This window comes from Ramlibacter pinisoli (assembly GCF_009758015.1).
Lineage (GTDB): Bacteria > Pseudomonadota > Gammaproteobacteria > Burkholderiales > Burkholderiaceae_C > Ramlibacter > Ramlibacter pinisoli.
The window spans coordinates 1,748,074-1,769,718 of the sequence record NZ_WSEL01000009.1 but is presented as its reverse complement, the minus strand read 5'-3'; the positions used below and the strand labels follow the sequence as shown (position 1 = coordinate 1,769,718).

Annotated in this window: 21 protein-coding genes; 14 read left to right on the top strand and 7 right to left on the bottom strand. The window is 69.3% G+C overall.

Annotation, left to right across the window (positions count from 1 at the left end; translation table 11 throughout):
* The first annotated feature begins 1 nt into the window (after position 1).
* From GON04_RS22825 to GON04_RS22800, 6 genes are all read left to right on the top strand, one after another.
* A complete protein-coding gene (locus tag GON04_RS22825) occupies positions 2 to 1,015 on the top strand; it encodes an NAD(P)-dependent oxidoreductase (protein WP_157400268.1) in 1,014 nt (337 codons plus the stop codon).
* Entirely contained in the window at positions 1,012 to 1,890 is an 879-nt protein-coding gene (locus GON04_RS22820; protein ID WP_157400267.1) for an amidohydrolase family protein, read from the top strand. Before GON04_RS22825 ends, GON04_RS22820 begins: the two co-directional genes overlap by 4 nt.
* A gap of 77 nt (positions 1,891 to 1,967) precedes the next feature.
* The gene (locus GON04_RS22815; RefSeq protein WP_157400266.1) at positions 1,968 to 2,939 is read left to right on the top strand and encodes a Bug family tripartite tricarboxylate transporter substrate binding protein; all 972 of its coding nucleotides are present in this window, start codon (positions 1,968 to 1,970) and stop codon (positions 2,937 to 2,939) included.
* A gap of 27 nt (positions 2,940 to 2,966) precedes the next feature.
* Entirely contained in the window at positions 2,967 to 3,938 is a 972-nt protein-coding gene (locus GON04_RS22810) for a tripartite tricarboxylate transporter substrate-binding protein (protein ID WP_181653726.1), read from the top strand.
* A 66-nt stretch (positions 3,939 to 4,004) separates the two neighbouring features.
* Complete coding sequence (locus tag GON04_RS22805) at positions 4,005 to 4,871, top strand: HpcH/HpaI aldolase/citrate lyase family protein (RefSeq protein ID WP_157400265.1); 867 nt, start codon at positions 4,005 to 4,007, stop codon at positions 4,869 to 4,871.
* 16 nt (positions 4,872 to 4,887) lie between these two features.
* Positions 4,888 to 6,033, top strand: a complete 1,146-nt coding sequence (locus GON04_RS22800) for a CaiB/BaiF CoA transferase family protein (RefSeq protein WP_181653725.1) — start codon at positions 4,888 to 4,890, stop codon at positions 6,031 to 6,033.
* A gap of 45 nt (positions 6,034 to 6,078) precedes the next feature.
* Here GON04_RS22800 and GON04_RS22795 read toward each other — a convergent pair whose 3' ends face one another.
* Complete coding sequence (locus tag GON04_RS22795) at positions 6,079 to 7,074, bottom strand: AraC family transcriptional regulator (RefSeq protein ID WP_181653724.1); 996 nt, start codon at positions 7,072 to 7,074, stop codon at positions 6,079 to 6,081.
* 121 nt (positions 7,075 to 7,195) lie between these two features.
* Between GON04_RS22795 and GON04_RS22790 the strand changes: the two genes are divergently transcribed.
* Genes GON04_RS22790 through GON04_RS22780 form a run of 3 tightly spaced genes read left to right on the top strand, consistent with a single transcriptional unit; the run spans position 7,196 to position 10,753 of the window.
* The gene (locus GON04_RS22790) at positions 7,196 to 8,242 is read left to right on the top strand and encodes a TauD/TfdA family dioxygenase (RefSeq protein ID WP_157400263.1); all 1,047 of its coding nucleotides are present in this window, start codon (positions 7,196 to 7,198) and stop codon (positions 8,240 to 8,242) included.
* A 22-nt stretch (positions 8,243 to 8,264) separates the two neighbouring features.
* A complete protein-coding gene (locus tag GON04_RS22785) occupies positions 8,265 to 9,269 on the top strand; it encodes a tripartite tricarboxylate transporter substrate-binding protein (protein WP_157400262.1) in 1,005 nt (334 codons plus the stop codon).
* Positions 9,269 to 10,753 (top strand): flavin-containing monooxygenase, encoded by a 1,485-nt coding sequence (locus GON04_RS22780; RefSeq protein ID WP_157400261.1) that lies wholly within the window; start codon positions 9,269 to 9,271, stop codon positions 10,751 to 10,753. Before GON04_RS22785 ends, GON04_RS22780 begins: the two co-directional genes overlap by 1 nt.
* A gap of 73 nt (positions 10,754 to 10,826) precedes the next feature.
* Here the strand turns inward: GON04_RS22780 and GON04_RS22775 are convergent, their stop codons facing one another.
* The 4 genes from GON04_RS22775 to GON04_RS22760 are packed head-to-tail and all read right to left on the bottom strand — an operon-like array spanning position 10,827 to position 14,248.
* On the bottom strand, positions 10,827 to 11,276 hold the full coding sequence (locus GON04_RS22775; RefSeq protein WP_157400260.1) for a nuclear transport factor 2 family protein: 450 nt from the start codon (positions 11,274 to 11,276) through the stop codon (positions 10,827 to 10,829).
* Position 11,277: 1 nt separating this feature from the next.
* Positions 11,278 to 12,108, bottom strand: coding sequence for an RraA family protein (locus GON04_RS22770; RefSeq protein ID WP_157400259.1), 831 nt, complete (start codon positions 12,106 to 12,108; stop codon positions 11,278 to 11,280).
* Between the two features lie 11 nt (positions 12,109 to 12,119).
* Positions 12,120 to 13,310: an L-talarate/galactarate dehydratase gene (locus GON04_RS22765; protein ID WP_157400258.1), complete on the bottom strand. Its 1,191-nt coding sequence runs from the start codon at positions 13,308 to 13,310 to the stop codon at positions 12,120 to 12,122.
* A 14-nt stretch (positions 13,311 to 13,324) separates the two neighbouring features.
* Positions 13,325 to 14,248 carry a Bug family tripartite tricarboxylate transporter substrate binding protein gene (locus GON04_RS22760; protein ID WP_232533297.1) on the bottom strand — a complete coding sequence of 308 codons (924 nt, stop codon included), beginning with the start codon at positions 14,246 to 14,248 and terminating at the stop codon, positions 13,325 to 13,327.
* A 171-nt stretch (positions 14,249 to 14,419) separates the two neighbouring features.
* On the opposite strand from GON04_RS22760, the gene GON04_RS22755 reads away from it, so the two are divergent.
* On the top strand, positions 14,420 to 15,394 hold the full coding sequence (locus tag GON04_RS22755; protein WP_181653722.1) for a LacI family DNA-binding transcriptional regulator: 975 nt from the start codon (positions 14,420 to 14,422) through the stop codon (positions 15,392 to 15,394).
* 44 nt (positions 15,395 to 15,438) lie between these two features.
* On the opposite strand, the gene GON04_RS22750 is transcribed toward GON04_RS22755, so the two are convergent.
* Complete coding sequence (locus tag GON04_RS22750) at positions 15,439 to 16,164, bottom strand: GntR family transcriptional regulator (protein ID WP_181653721.1); 726 nt, start codon at positions 16,162 to 16,164, stop codon at positions 15,439 to 15,441.
* A gap of 237 nt (positions 16,165 to 16,401) precedes the next feature.
* Between GON04_RS22750 and GON04_RS22745 the strand changes: the two genes are divergently transcribed.
* Positions 16,402 to 17,280 (top strand): tripartite tricarboxylate transporter substrate-binding protein, encoded by an 879-nt coding sequence (locus GON04_RS22745; protein WP_181653720.1) that lies wholly within the window; start codon positions 16,402 to 16,404, stop codon positions 17,278 to 17,280.
* A gap of 17 nt (positions 17,281 to 17,297) precedes the next feature.
* Positions 17,298 to 18,464 carry an enolase C-terminal domain-like protein gene (locus tag GON04_RS22740; protein ID WP_157400253.1) on the top strand — a complete coding sequence of 389 codons (1,167 nt, stop codon included), beginning with the start codon at positions 17,298 to 17,300 and terminating at the stop codon, positions 18,462 to 18,464.
* Position 18,465: 1 nt separating this feature from the next.
* Here GON04_RS22740 and GON04_RS22735 read toward each other — a convergent pair whose 3' ends face one another.
* On the bottom strand, positions 18,466 to 19,368 hold the full coding sequence (locus tag GON04_RS22735; protein ID WP_181653719.1) for a LysR family transcriptional regulator: 903 nt from the start codon (positions 19,366 to 19,368) through the stop codon (positions 18,466 to 18,468).
* Positions 19,369 to 19,462: 94 nt separating this feature from the next.
* On the opposite strand from GON04_RS22735, the gene GON04_RS22730 reads away from it, so the two are divergent.
* Together GON04_RS22730 and GON04_RS22725 are read left to right on the top strand one after the other, a co-directional pair.
* The gene (locus GON04_RS22730; protein WP_157400251.1) at positions 19,463 to 20,443 is read left to right on the top strand and encodes a tripartite tricarboxylate transporter substrate binding protein; all 981 of its coding nucleotides are present in this window, start codon (positions 19,463 to 19,465) and stop codon (positions 20,441 to 20,443) included.
* A 1-nt stretch (position 20,444) separates the two neighbouring features.
* Complete coding sequence (locus tag GON04_RS22725; RefSeq protein ID WP_157400250.1) at positions 20,445 to 21,644, top strand: FAD-dependent monooxygenase; 1,200 nt, start codon at positions 20,445 to 20,447, stop codon at positions 21,642 to 21,644.
* Position 21,645 lies beyond the last annotated feature (1 nt).

Sequence of the window (21,645 nt, the reverse complement as noted above, 5' to 3'; positions counted from 1 at the left end):
GATGGATCGCATCAAGGTCTTCCTCAGTTACACCCGCGAGGAGCTCGCGGGCTACTACAGCGAGCGCGGCCTGGCCCTGCTGCGCGACCACGTCGACCTCGTCTTCAACGAGACCGGGCGGGTCCTGCGCGGCCGGGAACTGGCCGAGGCGGCGCAGGCGTGCCGGATCATCCTCGCGCACCGGTCGACACCCGGCGACGCCGAAACGTTCCACGCGTCGCCCGGCCTGGTCGCATTCCTGCGCGGAGCCGTGGACATCTCCACGATCGACGTCGCCGCCGCTTCCGCGTGCGGCGTGCTCGTCACGCATGCCACGGCCGGCTTCGGGACCGCGGTCGCCGAACTCGCCCTGGGAATGATCTTCGACCTCGCGCGCGGCATCTCGCGCGCGCGCCACCTGTATGCCGGGACCGACGACCCGGTGCTCCCCAAGGGCCTGCAGGTGCGCGGTTCGACGGTGGGCATCGTGGGCTACGGCACGATCGGCCGGCAGCTCGCGGCGATGTGCAAGGCGCTGGACTGCAAGGTGCTCGTCTCCGATCCGCACTCGTCGATCGCGGAGCCGGGCATCGAGCATTGCACGCTGGACGAGTTGCTGCCGCGGGCGGACTTTGTCGTCTGCCTCGCGCCGTCGATCCCGCAGACGCGGAACATGGTCGACGCCAGCTTCCTCCGCGCCATGAAGGAGGGGGCCTGTTTCCTGAACCTGTCGCGCGGCGAGCTGGTGGACGACGACGCGCTCGAGCAGGCGCTGGACAGCGGCCGGCTGCGCGGAGCGGGGCTGGACGTCGGAACGGCGAAGGACCAGAAGCCCGCGGCCCGGTTCCTGCGCCGGCCCGACGTCGTCGCCATGCCCCATGTCGGCGGCATGACGGGCCCGGCCCGCGAGCACCAGACCATGGACACGGTCCGCCAGGTCATCGCGCTGGCCCAGGGCCGGGAGCCCGAGCACATGGTCAATGCGGCGCAAGCCCATCGCCTGCGGCCGTTCCTCGACAGCAGGAGGCAGCCATGAGCCAGGTGCCCTGGTCGGCGGGCGCATCGCTTCCTGCCCTTCGCGTGCCCCCGGGAAGCGTCGATGCGCACCACCACATCTACGACGCGCGCTTCCCGTACGACGCGCACGCCTCGTTGCGGCCGCCGCCGGCCACCGTGGCCGACTACCAGCGGTTGCAGCGCAAGCTGGGTCTCGCCCGCAGCGTCGTCGTCCAGCCGTCGAGCTACGGCACCGACAACCGTTGCCTGGTCGACGCGCTGCAGCAGCTCGGCACCTCCGCACGCGGCGTCGCGGTCATCGACTCCGCTTGCACCCACGCCGACCTCGAAGATCTCGACCGGGCCGGGGTGCGCGGCATCCGCTTCAACCTCTCGCGGCCCGCGGGAGCGGCGGTGGAGAGCCTGCAGGTGCTCGCGGAGCGCATCGCGCCGCTCGGCTGGCATGTGCAGGTGCATGCGCTCGGCCCGGCCTACCTGCAGCTGGAAGACGTGCTGTCCCGTCTGCCGGTCACGCTGGTCATCGACCACCTGGGGCGCGTCGACCCCGCGTCGCCTGACCGCGATCGCATCCTCGCCGTGCTGCGCCGGCTGGCCGACAACGGACGCACCTGGATCAAGGTGTCCGGCGCGTACCACGACACCCGAACGGGCGCGCCGTCCTACGCGGACACGGGTGCCATGGCCAGGGACTGGCTGGCGCGGTATCCGGAACGCACGGTCTGGGGCACGGACTGGCCGCACCCGTCGGCGGTTGCCGGCGAGAAAGTCCTGCCGGATGACGCTGCGCTGCTGGACTGCCTCGGCAGCTGGCTGCCCGCCGGCACCGCACTGGAGCGGCTTCTGGTGGGCAACCCGTCGCAGCTCTATGGATTCGATGCCCCGGTCACCGGTTGACGCGTCGCGTCGGCTAAGCAACCCGACAACGGAGACAGACATGGACAACCGATCAGAGGACAGTCAGGAGACACCGCATGCAACGACGTGAATTCCTGGGCGGCGCGCTGGCAGCGGTCGCTCCGACCGCCTTCGCGCAAGGCCCTTCGCAGTACCCGAACAAGCCGATCCGCCTCGTGGTGCCTTTCCCCGCCGGCGGGGGAACCGACGCCACCTCGCGCCTGATCGCCGAGAAGTTCACCTCCACCCTGGGCTGGACCGTCGTGGTCGACAACAAGCCGGGGGCGGGCGGCAACATCGGCCTGGACGCGGTCGCCAAGTCCGCGCCGGACGGCTACACGATCGGGATGGGGCAGGCTTCCAACCTGGCGATCAATCCCTCGCTGTACGCGAAGATGCCGTTCGACCCGCTCCGGGACCTCACGCCCATCGTGTCGGTCGCCGAGCAGCCGGTCGTGCTGGTGGTGCGCGCGGATTCGCCGCTGAAGACCTTCGCCGACTTCGTCCAGGCCGCCCGCGCGCGCCCGGGCAAGGTGGGCATCGCGCAGGCGGGCAACGGAACCGTGGGCCATCTCGCGGGCGAACTGCTCGAGCGGCGCGCCGGGGTGCAGGTCCTGCAGGTGCCGTACAAGGGCGCCGGCCCCGCGATGACCGACCTGCTGGGCGGCCAGGTCGACACGTACTTCGGCAACACGGTCTCGGTGATGGGGCAGTTGGCCGTCGGCAAGGTGCGCGCGCTGGCCGTGAGCTCGCTGTGGCGCGTCAGCGCACTGCCCAACGTGCCCACCGTGGCAGAGCAGGGCTACGCCGGCTTCGACGCGACGACATGGCTGGGCCTGGTCGGTCCCGCGAACCTGCCAGCCGACGTGGTGGCGCGCCTCAACGCCGAGACGGTGAAGATCCTTGCGCGCGCCGACGTGAAGAGCAAGCTGGTGCAGGACGGCAGCGAGCCGACGCCGGGCACGCCGCAGCAATTCGCTGCGCAGGTGCGGGCCGAGCATGCCAAATGGGGTACGCTGATCCGCGACGCGAACATCCGCATCGAATGATGGCCATAGAAGAATGAAGGAGACGACGTGAAGACTCTTGTATTGCGCTCCGTGCTGGGCCTGGCCTGCGCACTTCCCCTCGCGACATGGGCGCAGGCGCCCGCGTGGCCGGCCAAGCCGGTGACGCTGGTCGTGGGCAGCGCGCCCGGCGGTTCCAACGACACGTTTGCCCGGGCGATCGGCAAGAAGCTCGCCGAGGTGCTGGGCCAGCCGGTCGTGGTGGACAACAAGCCCGCCGGCGGTGGCGTGCTGGCGAACGCCATCGTCGCCAAGGCGCCGCCCGACGGCTACACCCTGGTGGTGCTGTCGTCCACGTTCACGACGGGCGCCGCGGTGCGCACCAATTTGCAGTACGACGCGGTCAAGAGTTTCAAGCCGGTGGCCATGCTGGGAAAGGGGCCCCTCCTGGTGACGGTGCCCACCGAGTCGCCGTACAAGACCATCGGTGACCTGGTGGCCGCCGCCAAGGCTGATCCCGGCAAGCTGAACTACGGCACGTCAGGCTCGGGCAGCATCAACCATTTCGCCACCGAGCTGTTCATGGACGGCGCCGGCATCAAGATGACGCACGTGCCGTACAAGGGCATGGGGCCCGCCACGACCGATCTGCTCTCCAGCCAGATCCAGGTGCTGGTCGCGAGTGCGCCGTCCATCCTGGGGCAGGTCAAGGGCGGGCGCGCCCGCGCGTTGGCCGTGACATCGGCCGCACGCTCGCCGGTCGCGCCCGACCTTCCGTCGCTGGAGCAGTCCGGCTACAAGGGCAGCGCCACCGAGCTGTGGTGGGGCGTGCTGGCACCGGCGGGCACGCCGCAGCCGGTCGTGGATCGCCTCAACACCGAGATCAACCGCATCGTGCTGTCCCCCGAGATGAAGGACTTCTTCCTGAAGGAGGGCGCGGAGCCGGCGGCGATGAAGCCGGCAGAATTCGAGGCCTTCATCGCCGCCGAGATCGGCCGCTGGAAGCAAGTTGCGAAAGCGGCGGACATCAAGGCCGAATGAGCGCCAGTTGCTGGCATCCGCGACCGCTCGGGAAGCACCTGCCCTTTGGATGACCGGGAAAGGGATATGAGAAGCAAGCTGTTCGTCCCGGGCTCCCGCCCGGAGTTGTTCGCCAAGGCGCTGGCCGGTCCGGCCGATGGGATCTCCATCGACCTCGAGGATGCCGTCGTCGAGGACCGCAAGGCCGAGGCGCGCGCCCACGTGCGCGACTGGCTGCGTGCCGCGCCCGTCCACGACAAGCTGATCATCGTGCGCGTCAATGCGATGGACACGCCGCACTTCGAGGCCGACCTGGCGGCCATTGTGCAGCCGGGGCTGCACGTGCTGAACCTGCCCAAGCCGAACACGGCCGACGAGGTGCGCGCCGCAAGCGAGGCGATCGCGCGCGCCGAACGCGCCAACGGCGTCGAGAAGCCGGTGCGGCTGCTGCTGAACATCGAGACGCCCCGGGCGTTGCGCGAAGCCGCCGTGCTCGCATGCGCCGATCCGCGCGTGATGGGCCTGCAGGTGGGTCTGGGCGACCTGTTCGAGAACCACGCCATCCACCGCCGCGAAATGGCGGCGGTTCATCACGTGCTGCTGATGGTGCGGTTCGCCGCGGCCGAAGCGGGCGTGGAGGCGTACGACGGCGCCTATGCCGACGTGCGCGACACCGCGGGCTACCTCGAGGAAGCGAGGTTCGCGCGCCGCCTCGGTTTCGCGGGCAAGAGCTGCATCCATCCGAGCCAGGTGCCGCTGGCCAACGAAGCCTTCCGTCCGGACGACGAGGAGATCGCGCACGCGCTGCGCGTGGTGCAGGCCGCGCGACTGGCCGAGGCCGACGGCGCTGGCGCATGGCTCGTCGACGGCCGCATGATCGACAAGCCCTTCCTGCTGCGCGCGCGTGCCATCGTCGCGACTGCGGAGCGGCTCGGCCTGGTCCCGCACGCGTGACCCAGGGAGCCTTCGCATGACCCAAGCTTCCGGCCCGCTGGCGGGCATCCGCGTCCTCGACCTCAGCGCATACATTGCCGGCCCCTACGGCTGCGCGCTGCTCGCCGACCTGGGCGCGGAGGTGATCAAGATCGAGCCCCCCGTTGGCGACAACCTGCGCAAGTACCCGTCCACGCTGGCAGCGGAGAGCCGCGCGTTCCTGGGCGTCAACCGCAGCAAGCGCGGCGTCGTGCTGGACCTGAAGCAGCCGCGCGACCTGCAGCGGCTGCTCGCCCTCGTGGTGGACGCGGACGTGCTGGTGCACAACTTCCGCCCCGAGGTGCCCGCGCGGCTCGGCATCGCGTACGAGCAGCTGCGCGCCGTCAACCCGCGCCTGGTGTACTGCGCGGTCACCGGGTATGGCGACACCGGTCCGCTGCGCGACAAGGCCGGCTACGACCAGGTGCTGCAGACGATGACCGGCATGGCCGCGCAGCAGGGCCCGGCGGGCGGACCGCCGGAGATCCTGTATGGATCGGTCGTCGACTACTACGCGGCTTCGCTCGTCACCAGCGGCGTGACGGCAGCGCTGTACGAGCGCGAGAAGAGCGGCAAAGGCCAGTCCGTGGGCGTGTCGCTGCTGCGGTCCGCGCTGGCGATGCAGTCCGCGCGCCTGGTCTGGACCGACAGCGAGCCGCGCGACGTCGGTGGCCGCGACATGCGCTCGGGCGGCATCACCGGCATCCATCCGACGCGCGAAGGCTGGCTCTACATCTCGGCGAACACGCCCCATTTCTGGACGGCGCTGTGCGGGAAGACCGGCCTGCAGGAGCTGCTGGTCGAGCGCTACGACAGCGTGCGCAAGCGCGCGCAGCATGCGCAGGAGATCGTGCCGAAGCTGCATGGGGCACTCGCGCATCGCTCCGCGCTGGAATGGGAAGCGCTGTTCGGGGAGGAGGTCCCCTGCGCCGCCGCCCGCGAGGTCGAAGACATGTTCGACTTCCCGCAGGTGCAGGCCGAAGGCCTGATCTCCCGCTTCGAGCATCCCGTCGTGGGCGGCTATCGGGCCTTCTCCGGGGCATGGGAGTTCGGGCGGACGCCCGGACCGGCACCCTTCGCCGCACCGGCGATCGACCAGCACGGGGATGAACTCAGGGAAGAGGCGGACCGCAAGGGCGGTTGAGGCGGGGCGGTCGCCGGAACCCTCGCCGGCGATCGATCGCAAGCCTCAGCGCTGCGCACGTTGCCACTCCCGGCCCGAGCAGCCGAAGTTGTCCCGGAACCAGCGGGAAAAGGAGCTGGCGTCCCGGAAGCCCAGCAGCGCCCCCACTTCGGCAAGGGACCGGTTCGGGTGAGCCAGGTGGCGCTCAGCCAGTTCGCGGCGGATGGCGTTGAGCAGCGAGGCATAGGAGTGGCCCTCGCGCGCGAGCTGGCGGCGCACGGTGCGCGGGTCCAGGGTCAGGCGACCAGCGATGTGCTCCAGGCTGCAGCCGCCCGACGGCAGCAGCGAGATGATCAGCTGCCGCACCTTTTCCTCGAGCGTCCCTTGCAGGTCTGCGCCCATGCTCTCCAGGTAGCGCTTCGCGTAACGATCGAGCTGCGCATAGTTGGACAGCGGCAGCTGCAGGTAGCTGGCCGGGAACAGGATGCCGTTCAGCGGGGCGCCGTATTCCACGTTCGAGAACAGGCGCCGAGCCGTGCGGGTATCCGCCGGCTTCGCATGCATGAAGCAGACCTTCTGCGCCTTCCACTGGTCCGGCAGGAGCTGCCGCAGCGCCAGCGTCAGGGCAGCCACCGCAAGCTCCATGGACTGCCGCACTTCCGGCCCGCGGCCCGTGAACTCGAAGCGGACCATCGCCGTTGCGCCCTGCGCGTCTTCCTCCAGGTGCAGTTGCAGCGATTCGCTGTGAAGGCGCATGTAGTGGACCAGCACGGTGAGCGCCTGGCGCAAGGTGGCCTGCTCCCGCACGGCCAGCGTCAGTGGCCCCCAGGAGGGGTGGGTCCGGCTTGCAGCCAGCCGCAGCCCGAAGTCCGTCCAGCCCGAGGCGCGCGCCGACTCCTCCAGTAGCCGGCTGGCAGCCGCCCCAGGAATCTTCAGGTCCGGGTCGTCCAGACAGCTGGGATCCAAGCCCACGGATTGCAGCATCGCGGCCGGGTCAAGCCCGGCGGCGCGGGCAACGGTCGCGTAGTTGGTGAGGCTCGCGCTGCGGACGAGCATGGTCATCGTTAACCCTCGGCTGTCCGGGAATGCTAACGTCGTGCCCGATTTTGCCAAGTCCGTGCGCCGAGGCAAATCTAATCTGACCGCCATCGACAACCACCTGGCACAGATTTCGATGAGCGCAATGCACTCCCGCTACGAGCACCCCAGCGCATGGACCGGCGAGGACATGCAGCGCAGGACCGACTGGGTCTTGCAACTGGATCACCAGGACAACGTCTTGTTGCATCGGGCCGTGCTGCAGGCGCGCCGCCGCGGGCTGGGCATTCCGCACCTGAAGGCGGCGGACCTGGACCTCGGCCGCCTCGCCAGCAAGCTGGCCTGGCTGCGCGCGGAGGTGGCCATGCGTCGCGGCTTCGTGCTGGTGCGCGGCTTCGACATCGACCGCTACTCGCTGGAGGACGCCGCGCTCGCCTACTGGGCGGTGGGGACGCACCTGGGCAGCGGGACGGCGCAGAACGCCCAGGGCGACGTGCTGGGCCACGTGACCAACATCGGTGTCGACTTCCGCACCGACCCGCGGGCGCGCGGCTACCAGTCCAAGCTGCGGCTGCCGTTCCACAACGACGGACAGGACGTCGTCGGCCTGCTGTGCCTGCACCCGGCGCAGAGCGGGGGCGAGTCGCTCATCGTGAGTTCCACGACCGTGTACAACGAGGTGCTGCGCCTGCGGCCCGACCTCATGGCGGTGGCCCACCAGAACTTCTGCCTGGACCGCCGGGGCGAGGCGCCGGTTGGCAAGGCGCCCTGGTACGCCGGGCCGCTGTTCAATCGGGTCGGAGAAGTTCTTTTCTGCCGCTACAACCGGACGTACATCGAGTCGGCACAACGCTTCGACGACGTCCCGCGCCTGAGCGGGCAGCAGGTCGAACTGCTGGACCTGATCGACCGCCTGTGTTCGGATCCGCGGCTTTGCCTGTCGATGGAGCTGCAGCGGGGCGACATGCAATTCATCTCCAACTACACGGTGCTGCACTCGCGCACGCAGTACGAGGACGGCCCGGACCCGGCCAAGCGCCGCTACCTGCTGCGCCTGTGGCTCGATACCGGCCTGTTCGACGAACTGCCGGCCTCCTTCGCCGATCGCTACGAGGACATTCGCCAATGGCAGCTGAAGCCGCAGGCGCCCATCTTCGACCTCGCCCATGTGCACACCGAACTGGCCCACTGACATGGACGCAAAGGAATCCGCCGTGCCTGCCAAAACCGCCCCCCTCCTGCAGCGCCGCCAGGCCCTGGGCGCGCTCGCTGCGCTCGCGTGCATGCCCCGCGCGTTTGCCGCGTCGTCCACCGAGGCCTGGCCGTCGCGGCCGGTCAAGGTGATCGTCCCTGCCACTGCCGGTGGCGTGTCCGATTCGTTGGCGCGCCTGCTGTGCGAGCAGATGACCCAGAACCTCAAGCAGCCGTTCGTCGTGGAAAACATCGTCGGTGCCACAGGCACCATCGGGTCGCGCCAGGTGGCGGTGGCGCCGCCCGACGGCCACACGATGCTGCTGATCACCTCCGCCGTGCTGACGGAAGTCCCGCACGTGCTCAAGACGGCCTTCGACCCGGTCAAGGACTTGCTGCAGGTCGGCGACCTGGTCCGCGCACCGCAGGTGATGTACGCGCATCCGTCGCTGCCCGCGGGCAGCATCAAGGAAGTCGTGGCCTTGGCCAAGGCCCGGCCCGGCAAGCTGAGCATCGTCAGTCCCGGCACGGGAAACCGGCCGCACTTCATCATCGTGAGCTTCAACCGCTGGGCCGGCATCGACTTGCAGCGGGTCCCCTACAACGCCTCCGTTCCCGCCATCAATGACGTGCTCGCCGGTCACGTGCCGCTGGGCATCGACTCGCTTCCCAACGTCATGCGCCACGTGCAGGCGGGCAAGCTCAAGCTCATCGCCGTCGCGGCGACAAGCCGCGACGCAGCCGTTGCCGACGTGCCGACAATGGAGGAAAGCGGGTTCAAGTTCCCCGAGAATGGCGGCAGCCAGGCCGTCTACATCCCGGCGGCCACCCCCATGCCGCTGGCCGAGCGGATCCACGATGAGATCGCCCGAGCCTTCGACACGCCAAAGATGCGCGAGCGGATCGCCAACACCGGCTACACCTTCTCGCGCCCGACGTCCGTGCAGGAGATGCAAGCCACCTTCCGGCGTGAATTCGATCGCAACGGCGATCTGGTGAAGGACCTCGCGATCAAGGCGGCCTCCTGATGGCGACCGAGCATTTCGACGTCGTCGTCGTCGGCGCCGGCATCTCCGGCATCGCCGCGGCGCACCACCTGCGCAAGGAATGCCCGGGCCAGCGCTTTGTCGTGCTGGAAGCCCAGGAAAGCCATGGCGGGACCTGGCTCACGCACCGTTACCCCGCGGCGCGCTCCGACAGCGACCTGTACACCTACGGCTATGGCTTCAAGCCGTGGACTGGTACGCCCATCGCCACGGCGCAGGAGATCCGGGCCTACATGGGAGAAGTGATCCGGGATGATGCACTGGCCCCGCACATCCGCTACCGGCACGTGATCCGCAGCGGTTCCTGGGACAGCCGCGACAACCGATGGACCCTGCTGGCGGAGCGAGGCGACACCGGCGAGACGGTGCGCATCACCGCCTGTTTCCTCTGGATGTGCCAAGGCTATTACCGCCACTCCAAGGGCTACACGCCGACTTGGCCGGGGATGGATGCCTTCCGGGGGCAGGTCGTGCACCCGCAGACCTGGCCGGACGACCTGGACTGCACCGGCAAGCGCGTCGTGGTGATCGGCTCGGGCGCGACCGCCGCGACGCTGGTGCCCGGGCTTGCGGGCCGCTGCGCCGAGCTCACGATGCTGCAGCGTTCGCCCGGCTACTTCACCGTCGGGCGCAACGCCGTCGCCCTGGCCGACGAACTGCGCCAGCTGAAGGTGGACGAGCACTGGATCCACGAGATCGTGCGGCGCAAGCTGATGCGCGAGCGCGAAGCCTTCACCAAGCGCGCCCGTGAGGAACCGGACGCCGTGAAGCAGGAACTGCTGCAGGGAGTGCGGGCCCACCTGGGCCCGGACTTCGATGTCGACCGGCACTTCACGCCGCGCTACCGGCCCTGGCAGCAACGCGTTGCCTTCGACCCGGAAGGTGCCTTCTTCCGTGCTTTCCGCGAAGGCCAGGCGCAGATCGTCACCGACGAGATCGAATGCTTCACCGAGGGCGGCATCCAGCTGCGGTCCGGCCGGCTGCTGGCAGCCGACGTCGTCGTGACCGCCACCGGCTTCGACCTGTCGGTGCTTGGCGACATCCGCTTTGCCATCGACGGCAAGCCCCTGGTCTTCTCCGACACGGTGGCCTATCGCGGGATGATGTTCACAGGGGTGCCCAACCTGGCCTGGATCTTCGGCTACTTCCGGGCCAGCTGGACACTGCGCGTGGACCTGGTCGCGGGTTTCGTCTGCCGCTTGCTGCGCCACATGGACCGGATCGGGGCGCAGTGCGTGACGCCGGCGCTTCGGCCCGAGGACCATGACATGGCCCTGCGCCCGTGGATGCCCGTCGACGACTTCCATCCCGGCTACCTGGCGCGCGGCCTGCATCTCCTCCCCAAGCAGGGCAACAAGCCGGAGTGGCAGATCAACCAGGACTACCTGACGGAGCGCGAGGAGTTCGCTGCGATCGACCTGGACAGCCCGGTGTTCGACTACGCCCGGGCAGAGCAGGTGGCGTGAACGCGGGTCAAGGGTTCCGGACCGCATCAAGCATGAGCTTTCGCTTGCGCCACCTGCGTGCGTGACGCCCTCGTCACTCGCTCCTCAGGTGGTACCCGCGCGCGGCGTAGTCGAAGGCGAAGAGCTCGTTGATCTGCACGGCCCTGTCCGCCGGCGCCGCATAGTAGGCGCGGATCTCGGCGATCTTTCCCGTCGCGGGGTCGAACCGGTACCACTCGTCCCCGCGCAGGGCCGTGCCGCTCTTGTTCTTCCAGTGCGTCCACTCGATGACGGCCTCGGGGCTGTCGTGGCTGACCAGGATCTTCTCGATCGTCCACTGCGAACCGAGCTCGTTGACGCACCAGATCCACTTCCTGGCGATGACGTCCGCGCTGCGCCAGGGGATGTCCGGCAGGCCGGGGGGAAAGTAGTGGACCGCGTCGGGCGTGAAGCAATCGACGAGCGCCTCGTAGTCGGCGTCGTTGCATGCCTGGAAGTAGCGGCGGATGAGCGCGGCGTGATCGGCAGGTGTGAACGTCGCCATCTCAGGTCCCCTGCATCGTGGTGGCCGGACCCTGGGGCGCGATCGCGGGGCTGCCCGCCGCAAGCCAGGCCTGGTACTCGGCGCGCGTCGTCTCGCTGGGCGGATACACGCCCCACAGCGCCTCGCCCGCCTTCACGCGCATCGCCAGATACGCCTCGATGCCGTCGCGCTTCTCGCACAGGTCCGCCATCTCCTCGGCCCATTGCGCCGGAATGATGGTGATGTTGTCGCCGTCGCCGTGCACCACGTCGCCGGGATAGACGGCGACGCCGGCGCAGCCGACGGGCACGTTCAGGTCGGCCACGTGGTGGTACGACAGCCGCGTCGTGTTGGTGACGCCGGTGCACCAGACGGGGAAGTCCATCTGCGCGAGTTCCAGGCCGTCGCGGAACGAGCCGTCGGTGACCACACCCCGTGCGCCGCGCATCATCATCCGCGTGATCAGCATGTTGCCCATCGACGCCGCCCGGCCGTCGCGGTTGCTGTCGATTACGAGGACGTCACCGGGCTGCAGTTGCTCCACGCCGACCCACTGCAGGTGGTCGTGGTGCGGCTGCGTGACAAGGTTGCCGTAGGTGTCGATGTCCTCGCGCGCCGGGATGAAGCGCATCGTGTAGGCGCGCCCGGCGAAGGGCATCACCTTCCGGTTCAGGGGCGTGATGCCATGCAGCACCGGCTGGCGGATGCCCTTGATGTACAGCTGCGTCGTGAGCGAGCCGGCGGTGCAGCGCGCGAGGCGCGCCAGCACCTCGTCGGGCACATGGACCTGCGGCGGGCGCTTCGGGATGTCGCTGGCGGGAAGGGGCGGCGGATCGTTGAAGAACTGCGTCATGCTGGCTCCCTTCACGGACGCTCGCCGAATTCTGCCTTCTCGGTGCGCCAGGCGATGGCTTGCTGCGACAGCGTGAAGCCCAGGCCCGGGCGGTCCGGCACGAACATCCGGCCGTTCTTCAGCTGCAGCTGTTCGTTGAACAGCGGCCCCAGCCATTCGAAGTGCTCCAGCCACGGCTCGATGCCGTAGGCGGCGGCCAGGTGCAGGTGGATCTCCATCGCGAAGTGCGGCGCGAGCTTGCGGCGCTTGTACTCGCCCAGCGCCATGATCTTCAGGAAGGGCGTGATGCCGCCCACCCGCGGCGCGTCCGGCTGGATGAAGTCGGTCCCCGCCATGATCAGCTGCGCATGCTCGTCGAAGCTGGTGAGCATCTCGCCGGTGGCGATGGCCGTGTCGAAGCGCTCGGCGAGCAGGCCGTGGCCCTCGAAATCGTGCGCGTCCAGGGGTTCCTCGATCCAGGTGAGATCGAAGTCCTCGAACTGGCGGCACGCCCGCGTGGCCTTCTGGCGGTCCCACTGCTGGTTGGCGTCGACCATCAGCGGGAAGCCCTCGCCGAGCAGCTTGCGCACTTCGCCCACGCGCCGTACGTCGATGGACAGGTCGGGCTGGCCGACCTTGATCTTGATGCCGCCGATCCCGCTCTCGCGCGAGGTGGCGACGTTCTTGAGCACCTGCGGCAGCTCGGTGTGCAGGTAGCCGCCGGAGGTGTTGTAGCACTGCACGGAGTCGCGCTGCGCGCCCAAGAGCTTGGCCAGCGGCAGCCCGGCGCGCCTGGCCTTCAGGTCCCACAGCGCGATGTCGAAGGGCGCGATCGCCTGGGTGGTGAGGCCCGCGCGGCCCATCGACGCGCCGGCCCAGGTCAGCTTGGTGAAGATCTTCTGGATGTCGTTGGGATCCTCGCCGATCAGGTTGGGCGCAAGCTCCCTGGCGTGCGCGTACATGCCCGGGCCGCCGGCGCGCTTGGAGTAGCCGAAACCGATGCCCTCGTGCCCGTCGCGGGTGCGGATCTCCGCGAAGATGAAGGCGATCTCGGTCAGCGGCTTCTGCACGCCGGTGAGCACCTTGGCGTCGCTCACTGGGGTGGCGAGCGGCAGGTAGATGAGCGACAGCTGCACCCAGTCGATGCGGTCGGCGGCGTCGGCTGCGGTGCGCGCGTTGGGCGCGACCCGGGCGTAGGAAACGATGTTGGATTCGACGGCCATGGGGCTCTCCTTGCTCATTCGGGTTTGATGCCGGCGGTCTGGATGACCTTGGTCCAGCGGTTGATCTCGTCCTGCACGAACTTCGTGTAGTCGGGTGAACGCGAGGCGACCACGACGAATCCGGTGGCCTCGAGCTTCTGCCGGGCCGCGGGCTCGTTGAAGGCCTTCACCATCGCGGCTTCCAGCTTGTCGGTGATTGACTTCGGCGTGCCCTTGGGCGCGGACAGGCCGGTCCAGGAGACGGCGGAGAAGTCGGGATAGCCCGATTCGGCGACGGTCGGGACGTCGGGGTACAGCGGATTGCGCTGGGGGCTGGTGACGGCCAGCGCACGCAGCTTGCCGGCCTTCACGTGCGGCAGCACCGCATCCTGGTTGGTGAACATGAGGGGGATCTGGCCGGCCAGCACGTCGGCGAGCGCGGGCGCGCCGCCCTTGTAGGCGATGCCGACCATGTCGAGCCCGGCGACCTGCTTGAGGTACTCGGTGGTGAGGTGGCCGGAGGAAGCCGTGACCTGGCCATAGTCGACCTTGCCGGGGTTCGCCTTCACGTGGGCGATGAACTCCTTGAAGGTCTTCGCGGGGAATGAGGGGTTCACCACCAGCACGTTGGGGCCGGCGGCGAGCTGCGAGATGTGCACGAAGTCGCGCATCGAGTCGTAGCCCGGCCTGGGCGCGGCGAAGCCGTGGATCACCGCGTTGCTGCCGATCCCCGACAGCAGCAGCGTGTAGCCGTCGGGGGCGGACTTGGCGACCTGATCGGTGCCGATCGCGCCGCCGGCGCCGCCCTTGTTCTCCACGACGAAGGGCTGTTTCAGCTGCTTCGTCAGTTCCTCGGCGATCGCGCGGCCCATGAGGTCGCTGGTGCCGCCGGCCGGGAAGGGCACGATGACCTTCACGGGACGGCTCGGGTAATCCGACTGCGCGAGGGCTGCAGTCATGGGGCCGGCCAGCAAACCCAGGGTGAGGGCGGCCAGCAAGTTGCGTCTGTGCAAGGGCGTCTCCTGTGGAAGAGGATTGGAAGCGCTTCCATCATAGTTTGGAAGCGCTTCCATCCGCAAGAGACCCTGCGCGACAATAGGGGCATCATGAAATCCAGAACTGCAGTCCGCATGTCCGACGTGGCGCAAGCCGCGGGCGTCGCACTCGTCACGGTTTCGCGCGTCATCAACGAGCCGGACAAGGTGGCGCCGCAGACGCGGGCGCAGGTCGAGGCCGCGGTCCGCAAGCTGGGCTACGTGCCGGACCGCACGGCCAGCAGCCTCGCCTCGTCCAGGTCACGCATCGTCGGCGCCGTCGTGCCGACCCTGGCCAACGTGTGGTTCGCCGAGACGATGGAGGGCCTGGCGGCGGAACTCGGGCGCGCGGGCTACCAGCTGATGCTGGCGCAATCCAGCTACGTGCCGCGCGCGGAGGCCGGCCTGATCGACGCGTTTCTCGGCCGGCGCGTCGACGCACTCGTGTTGACCGGCGCGCTGCGTGACGCGGCTGCGCGCACGCGCCTGCGCCAGATGCACCTTCCCGTCGTCGAGACCTGGGACCTTCCGGCCAGACCGGTCGACATGGCCGTGGGGTTCTCCAACGAAGAGGTCGGGGAAGAGGTTGCGCGGCGGCTGGTGAAGGCCGGGAGGCGCGCCATCGCCTTCCTCGGCGCCGACGAGCAGCGCTCGCAGATGCGCCGGGCCGGCCTCGAACGTGGCCTGCAGGCGGCCGGACTGCCGCTGGTTGCTGCCGAATACGTGCCGCCTCCCTCCTCGATCGCCCTCGGCCGCGAACTGATGGCGCGGCTCGCCGCCGCTCACCCCGACGTGGACGCGGTGTTCTGCGGCAACGACTTCATCGCCATCGGCGCCATGATGTGGGCACGGACCAACGGCTGGGACCTCCCGGGCCGCCTGGCCGTCGTCGGTTTTTCCGACCTGCCGATCGCGGAAGCGACCTGGCCGCCGCTGACCACCGTCAAGGTGCGCGGCGGCGAGATGGGCAGGCGGGCCGGGGCGATGCTGCTCGCGCGCCTGCGGGGCGAGGAGCCGCCCCGCAAGGTGGAGGACATAGGCTTCGAGTACGTGGAGCGCTCGACCACCTGAGCTCCCTGGCGCCATGCCTGCCTCGGCTGGCCGGGGCGCCGCTTCTAGCGGCTCCTGACCAGCGTCGTCACGATGGAATAGCGGCTCTCCGGATAGAGGGAGCTGGTGACGATGATCAGGGCACGGGCGGCGTCGCGGTAGTGCCGCAGGACGCGCAGGGCCGGCGTTCCCTTGGCGGCCCCGAGCGACTGGGCCATCTGCTCGCTCACGGCGCAGGCGGACACGGTCTGTTCCACGCCCTCGACGCGCCGGCCGAAGTGTGATTCGATCAGGTCGGCCAGCAGCTTGTCGGGCTGGTCCGCGGCGATGTCACCCACCTGGCGATAGTGCGGGTCCACGTACGCATCGGTCCAACCGAGGGGACGGGCCTTGCCTGCAACACCGCGCAGCATCGACAGGCGAAACCAGCGCGAGCCCGGCTGGCACTGCAGCAGGCGCGCAGCGGCCGTGTCGAGCACGACGTCCTCGCTGCCGACGATCTGGCGGCGCGCCGTGCTGGCCAGCGTGACGAGGTCGTCGAACGACATCGACTGGATGAAATTGGCGGCCCCGCCCGGCACCGCTTCGACCATGGTGCCGCGGTTGCGCCGGCGGGAGATGAGGCCTCGGGCCTGCAGTTGCTGCAGAGCCATTCGCACGGTGTTGCGGCTCGCGTCGTACCCGTCCATCAGCTGCATCTCGGTCGGCAGCAGGCTTCCGACCGGCAGTGCACCGGAGCTGATCTGGCGGGTCAGGTCTTCCGAAATCTGCTGGTACCGGGCTACGGCCATGAGGGTCCTCCGCGATATGTCCCCCTTATGTTCATCGTATATGTACCTACAAAACAGAGATTGGTACAAATCTACCATGGGACCTTGAACCACCGCCGCCCCATCGCGGCGCCACCAAGGACCTTCATGCATCGACGAACTCTCAGTCTCTCCCTCACTGCAGCCGCGTTGGTCGCCGCCTTGGCGCCCGTGGCGGGCTGGAGCCAGCCTGCCCCTGCCGGCTACCCGAGCAAGCCCGTGACCATCGTGGTTCCGTTCACGGCCGGCCAGAGCGGTGACGTGCTGGCGCGCGTCCTGGGTGAGCCGCTGGCCAAGCGCTGGGGACAGTCGCTGGTGGTCGACAACAAGGGCGGCGCCGGCGGCACGCTCGGCAGCCGTGCCGCGGCGGCTGCGCCCGCGGACGGGTACACGCTGCTGCTCGGGTCCAGCGGCCCGCTGGCGGCGGCACCGAACCTCTATGCGAATGCCGGCTACAACCCGCGAGAGCTGACGCCCATCATGAACGTGGCCGGGGTCGCCCAGGCCTTCGTCGTGCCGGCCAGCTCTCCCTACAAGACCCTCGCGGACCTGATCGCGGCCGCCAAGGCGTCGCCCGACAAGCTGAGCTACGGGTCCGGCGGCGTCGGGTCGTTCCAGCACCTGACCTTCGAGTTGCTCAAGCAGCGCACCGGCGCGCCCATCAAGCACATCCCCTATCGCGGCAGTGCACCCGCGTACACCGACCTGATCGGCGGCCAGCTGAATGCGATGGTCGATTCGCTGCCCGGGGTGTTGCCGCACGTCCAATCGGGCAAGCTGCGGGTGTTGGCCGTGTCGACCAGCCAACGCGTGCCGCAACTGCCCAACGTGCCGATCGTTGCCGAGAGCGGCGTCGCCGGCTTCGACGCCCTGGGCTGGCTGGGCATCGTCGCGCCGAAGGGCCTGGAGCCCGCCTTGCGCGACAAGCTCAATGCCGACCTGAAGGCCGTGTTGGCAGAGGAGGGCGTCAAGTCGCGCCTGGCCGGTCTCGGGATGATCACCATCGCCAGTTCGCCGGCGGAGTTCGGCAAGTTCATCGACAGCGAGCTCACCAAATGGGGCGCGGTCATCAAGACGGCCGGCATCCAGCCCGAGTGAGCGAGGGACCGGACACCATGCGCATCGTCGATATCCGCGAACTCTCCGTGCAGCTCGAAGGAGCTGTTGCCAACGCCGTCGTCAACTTCTCGGAGCACACGGTCTCGCTGGTCGCCGTCGTCACCGACGTGGTGCGTGGCGGCAAGCCCGTGATCGGGCTGGGGTTCAACTCGATCGGCCGTTTTGCCCAGAGCGGGATCATCCGCACTCGCATGATTCCCCGCCTGCTCGCCGCGGAGCCGGCGAGCCTGCTCGCAGAAGGTGGCCAGTCCTTCGATGCGGCCAAGGTGCTGGCCACGATCTTGCGCAACGAGAAGCCGGGCGGCCACGGCGATCGGGCCGGTGCGGCGGCGGCCATCGAGCAGGCGATCTGGGACCTGAACGCCAAGCTGGCCGATGAGCCGGCCTACCGCACCATCGCACGCGCGTTCGGACGCGAGCCGGTCGGCACGCCGGTGGAGGTCTACACGGGCGGCGGCTACTACTACGCGCCCGGTGCGGGACGCACCATCCGGGACGAGTTCATGGCGTACCGCGAGATGGGCTTCGAGAGCTTCAAGATGAAGATCGGCGGCGCCCCGCTGGCCCAGGACATGAAGCGCATCGACGAGGCATTGCAGGCGGCCGGTGGACCGGACCGCCTGATGGTGGACGCCAACGGCCGCTTCGACCTGCCGACGGCCCTGGCGTATGCGCGCGAGCTCAAGCCGCTGGGACTGCGCTGGTTCGAGGAAATCGGCGATCCCCTGGACTACCAGCTCAACCGCGAAGTCGTGGAGTCCTACGGTGGCCCCGTCGCCACGGGCGAAAACCTCTTCTCCGCCATCGACACGCTGAACCTGGTCCGCTTCGGCGGCATGCGGCCCAACCTGGACATCTTCCAGATGGACAGCGGCCTCAGCTACGGCATCACCGAGTACGCCCGGATGATCGGTGTGCTGGAGTCGCATGGCTTCGACCGGCGGCAGGCCGTCCCGCACGGGGGACACCTGATCAACCTGCACGTCGTGGTCGGCCTGGGGCTGGGCGCGTGTGAAGCCTATCCGGGCGTGTTCCAGCCGTTCGGCGGCTATTCGCCCGAATGCGAGATCCGCCATGCCAAGGTGCGGCCGAGCGACGCGGCGGGATTCGGGCTGGAGCAGAAGCGGGAACTGCTTCCGTTCATCCGGGAGTTGACGGCCTGAGCTACACCGCCATCACCCCGAACGCCTTCATGGTCCGCACCAGGCAGTCCCCGAACTGCATCAGCAGGTCGCCACGCGGCCGTCCCGCCTTGGTGATTTCGTAGAACTCGACCGGCACCTTCGGTCGCACGATGGGCCGCACGGCAACACGGTAGCGACCGGCGGCGGGCGTGACGAAGGAGGGCAGGACCGCGTCCCCGGCGCCGGCCTCGACCATGGCGAGCAGGGTGTGCAGCTGGTTGAAGGTGGGGGCAGAGTCCGCTGTCCGCCCTTCGCCGTGGACGTGCGCGTCCACCAGCTGCTGGATCGGGTTGTGCGCCGGCAGGCCCAGCAGGCGCTCGCGCTTCAGGTCGCTCCAGCGCACCGTTCCCGCGGCTGCATCGCCTGCCGGCGTGACCAGCACCAGCGCGGTCTTGAGCAGCGGAAGCCGGCGCAAGCCGCTCGCGGCGTCGAGGAACACGCCGAAGCCCGCGTCCAGCCGGCCGTCCTGCACGTGGGCGTGGATCTGGGCACGGTCCAGGTCATGCACGTCGACGCGCACGCCCGGATGCGCCGTTGCGAACTCCGCGCAGGCCGCCGGAAGGATGGACGAAGCGATGACGGGCGTCGCGCCGACGGCCAGGCGGCGGCGTTCCAGCGAGGACAGGTGGCCCAGCGACGCGGCCGCCGTGTCGAGATCCGCCAGCACCCGGCTGGCCACCGGCAGGAACGCCTCGCCGTGCGAGGTGAGGCCGACCGTCCGGGTGGTGCGCTCGAACAGCCGGCAGTCGAGCTGCTCCTCCAGGTCGCGGACCATCGCGCTCAGCCCCGGCTGGGTGATGTGCAGTTGCTCGGCGGCTCGCGTGAAGCTGTGCAGCCGTGCGATGGCCACGAAGGCCCGCAACTGCCGCACGGACAGGTTCATGCTGGGGAGTCGGGCATCCACGTGATAAGCGATGGTGATGAATCCATACCATTTTACTGTTTCACTAATCAGCCAGGCTCCTGTCCAATGGCGCATGCCTGACCGCTTCCCGCCCTCCATTGCCCGTCGCCGCCTGCTGCAGGCGGCCCTCGCCGCATGCGCCTCACCGGCCGTGCTGGCCCAGTCCGACTACCCGAACCGCCCGGTGACCATCATCGTGCCCTTCCCGGCCGGCGGCCCCACCGACGCCAGCGCGCGCATGTACGCCAAGACCATGGCCGAGGGCTTCGGCCAGCCCATCGTCGTCGACAACCGCGCCGGTGCGGCCGGCACGGTCGGCTCCGCCGCCGTCGCCCGCGGCCCGGCCGACGGCTACACCTTGCTGTGGGGCGGCACCAGCACGCTCGCGGTCGCGCCCGGGCTCTACAAGAACCTGAAGTACGACGCCCAGTCCTTCATCCCGGTGGGCATGGCCCTGCGCGGGCCGCAGATGATCGCGGCCCACCCCGGCGCCGGCGTGAACACCCTGCAGGACCTGGTGAAGATGAAGGGCGGCAAGCTCGCCGTCGGCACGGCCGGCAACGGCTCGATCGGCCACCTGGCCACCGAACTGCTGGCTGAGACGGCAGGCCTGGACCTCACGCACGTGCCCTACCGCGGTGGCGGTCCGGCGCTGACCGACGTGCTGGGCGGCCAGATCCCGCTCATCCTGGACAACGCCTCGCTGCTCTACCCGCACGTCAAGTCCGGCAAGCTGAAGGCCCTGGCGGTCACCGGTGCCCAGCCCTATGCGCCGGCGCCGGACGTGCCCACGGTCCGGTCGGTGCTCGGCAAGGATTACGAGGCCTATTCCTGGTTCGGCCTGGTCGCGCCCAAGGGCACGCCGGAGCCGGTGCTGCAGAAGCTGCGCGCCGCGTTCACGAAAGCGGCCCAGTCGGCCGAGGTCCGGCGGCAGCTGGCCGAGCAGGGGCTCGAGCCCGGCGTTCCCGATGTGCAAGCGTTCGGCGCGGTGATCGCCGCCGATTTCAAGAAGTGGTCCGGCATCATCGTCCGGGCCCGTGTCGAGGCGGACTGACATGACGAAACAGAAGATCCTGATCGCGGGTGCCGGGCTCGGCGGACTGACGGCGGCGCTCGCCCTCCTGCGCGATGGCCACCAGGTGCAGGTGTTCGAGCAGGCCTCGCGGCTGGGCGAAGTGGGTGCCGGCCTGCAGCTGAGTGCGAACGCCACGCGCGTGCTGTCCCTCCTGGGTGTCGACGAGGCGGTGCGTGAGATCGCGAGCGTCGCCGCGGGCAAGCAGGTGCGCCTGTGGAGCACGGGCCAGACCTGGAAGCTGTTCGACCTGGGCAAGCAGTCGGTGGCGGAATACGGCCATCCCTACTACACGCTCTATCGGCCCGACCTGCACGGGGTGCTGGTCGACGCGGTGCGGGCCATCGATCCGGAGGCGATCGTGCTCGGCGCGAAATGCGCGTCCTTCGATGCGAGTGAATCCGGTGTCACGCTGGTGCTGGAGGACGGCCGCCGGTTCCGGGGGGACCTCCTGGTCGGCGCCGACGGCGTGCACTCCCGCATCCGCCAGGGCCTGTTCGGCGCCGACGCGCCGTCGTTCTCGGGGTGCCTGGCCTGGCGCGGCGTCATCCCGGCCGAGCGCCTGCCCGCGCACCTGCGCGAACCGGTCGGCAACAACTGGGTCGGCCCCGGCGGCCACGTCATCCACTACGCGCTGCGCCGCGGCGAGCTGGTCAACTTCGTCGGCATCGTGGAGCGCGGCGACTGGACCGTGGAGTCCTGGACGGCGGCCGGCACGACCGAGGAATGCCTGCGCGACTTCGCGGGCTGGCACGACGACGTGCAGACGCTGATCCGCAGCGTCCAGCAGCCCTACAAGTGGGCGCTGATGGTGCGCGAGCCCCTGCAGCAGTGGACGCAGGGCCGCGTGACCCTGCTGGGCGATGCCTGCCACCCGACGCTGCCCTTCCTGGCGCAGGGTGCCTGCATGGCGATCGAGGATGGCGCCATGGTGGCGCGCTGCCTGCGCGAGACCGGGGATCCGCAGCATGCGCTGCGCCGCTACCAGGACGCGCGCGTGGAGCGCGCCACCAGGATCGTGCAGGGCTCGGCCGCCAACACCAAGCGCTTCCACAATCCGGCGCTGGCATCGGCCGAAGGCGCCGTGGCCTACGTGGACCGTGAGTGGAACGAGGCGCGCGTGCGCGAGCGCTACCACTGGCTGTTCGACTACAAGGTCGATCAGGTGCCGCTGCCGGCCTGAA

What these genes read in the sequence shown, in the direction of transcription:
- GON04_RS22825 (WP_157400268.1), top strand. Translation starts at nt 2, where the DNA reads ATGGATCGCATCAAGGTCTTCCTCAGTTACACCCGCGAGGAGCTCGCG.
- GON04_RS22820 (WP_157400267.1), top strand. Translation starts at nt 1,012, where the DNA reads ATGAGCCAGGTGCCCTGGTCGGCGGGCGCATCGCTTCCTGCCCTTCGC.
- GON04_RS22815 (WP_157400266.1), top strand. Translation starts at nt 1,968, where the DNA reads ATGCAACGACGTGAATTCCTGGGCGGCGCGCTGGCAGCGGTCGCTCCG.
- GON04_RS22805 (WP_157400265.1), top strand. Translation starts at nt 4,005, where the DNA reads ATGAGAAGCAAGCTGTTCGTCCCGGGCTCCCGCCCGGAGTTGTTCGCC.
- GON04_RS22800 (WP_181653725.1), top strand. Translation starts at nt 4,888, where the DNA reads ATGACCCAAGCTTCCGGCCCGCTGGCGGGCATCCGCGTCCTCGACCTC.
- GON04_RS22795 (WP_181653724.1), bottom strand. Translation starts at nt 7,074, where the DNA reads ATGACCATGCTCGTCCGCAGCGCGAGCCTCACCAACTACGCGACCGTT.
- GON04_RS22790 (WP_157400263.1), top strand. Translation starts at nt 7,196, where the DNA reads ATGCACTCCCGCTACGAGCACCCCAGCGCATGGACCGGCGAGGACATG.
- GON04_RS22780 (WP_157400261.1), top strand. Translation starts at nt 9,269, where the DNA reads ATGGCGACCGAGCATTTCGACGTCGTCGTCGTCGGCGCCGGCATCTCC.
- GON04_RS22775 (WP_157400260.1), bottom strand. Translation starts at nt 11,276, where the DNA reads ATGGCGACGTTCACACCTGCCGATCACGCCGCGCTCATCCGCCGCTAC.
- GON04_RS22770 (WP_157400259.1), bottom strand. Translation starts at nt 12,108, where the DNA reads ATGACGCAGTTCTTCAACGATCCGCCGCCCCTTCCCGCCAGCGACATC.
- GON04_RS22765 (WP_157400258.1), bottom strand. Translation starts at nt 13,310, where the DNA reads ATGGCCGTCGAATCCAACATCGTTTCCTACGCCCGGGTCGCGCCCAAC.
- GON04_RS22760 (WP_232533297.1), bottom strand. Translation starts at nt 14,248, where the DNA reads ATGACTGCAGCCCTCGCGCAGTCGGATTACCCGAGCCGTCCCGTGAAG.
- GON04_RS22755 (WP_181653722.1), top strand. Translation starts at nt 14,420, where the DNA reads ATGTCCGACGTGGCGCAAGCCGCGGGCGTCGCACTCGTCACGGTTTCG.
- GON04_RS22750 (WP_181653721.1), bottom strand. Translation starts at nt 16,164, where the DNA reads ATGGCCGTAGCCCGGTACCAGCAGATTTCGGAAGACCTGACCCGCCAG.
- GON04_RS22740 (WP_157400253.1), top strand. Translation starts at nt 17,298, where the DNA reads ATGCGCATCGTCGATATCCGCGAACTCTCCGTGCAGCTCGAAGGAGCT.
- GON04_RS22735 (WP_181653719.1), bottom strand. Translation starts at nt 19,368, where the DNA reads ATGAACCTGTCCGTGCGGCAGTTGCGGGCCTTCGTGGCCATCGCACGG.
- GON04_RS22730 (WP_157400251.1), top strand. Translation starts at nt 19,463, where the DNA reads ATGCCTGACCGCTTCCCGCCCTCCATTGCCCGTCGCCGCCTGCTGCAG.
- GON04_RS22725 (WP_157400250.1), top strand. Translation starts at nt 20,445, where the DNA reads ATGACGAAACAGAAGATCCTGATCGCGGGTGCCGGGCTCGGCGGACTG.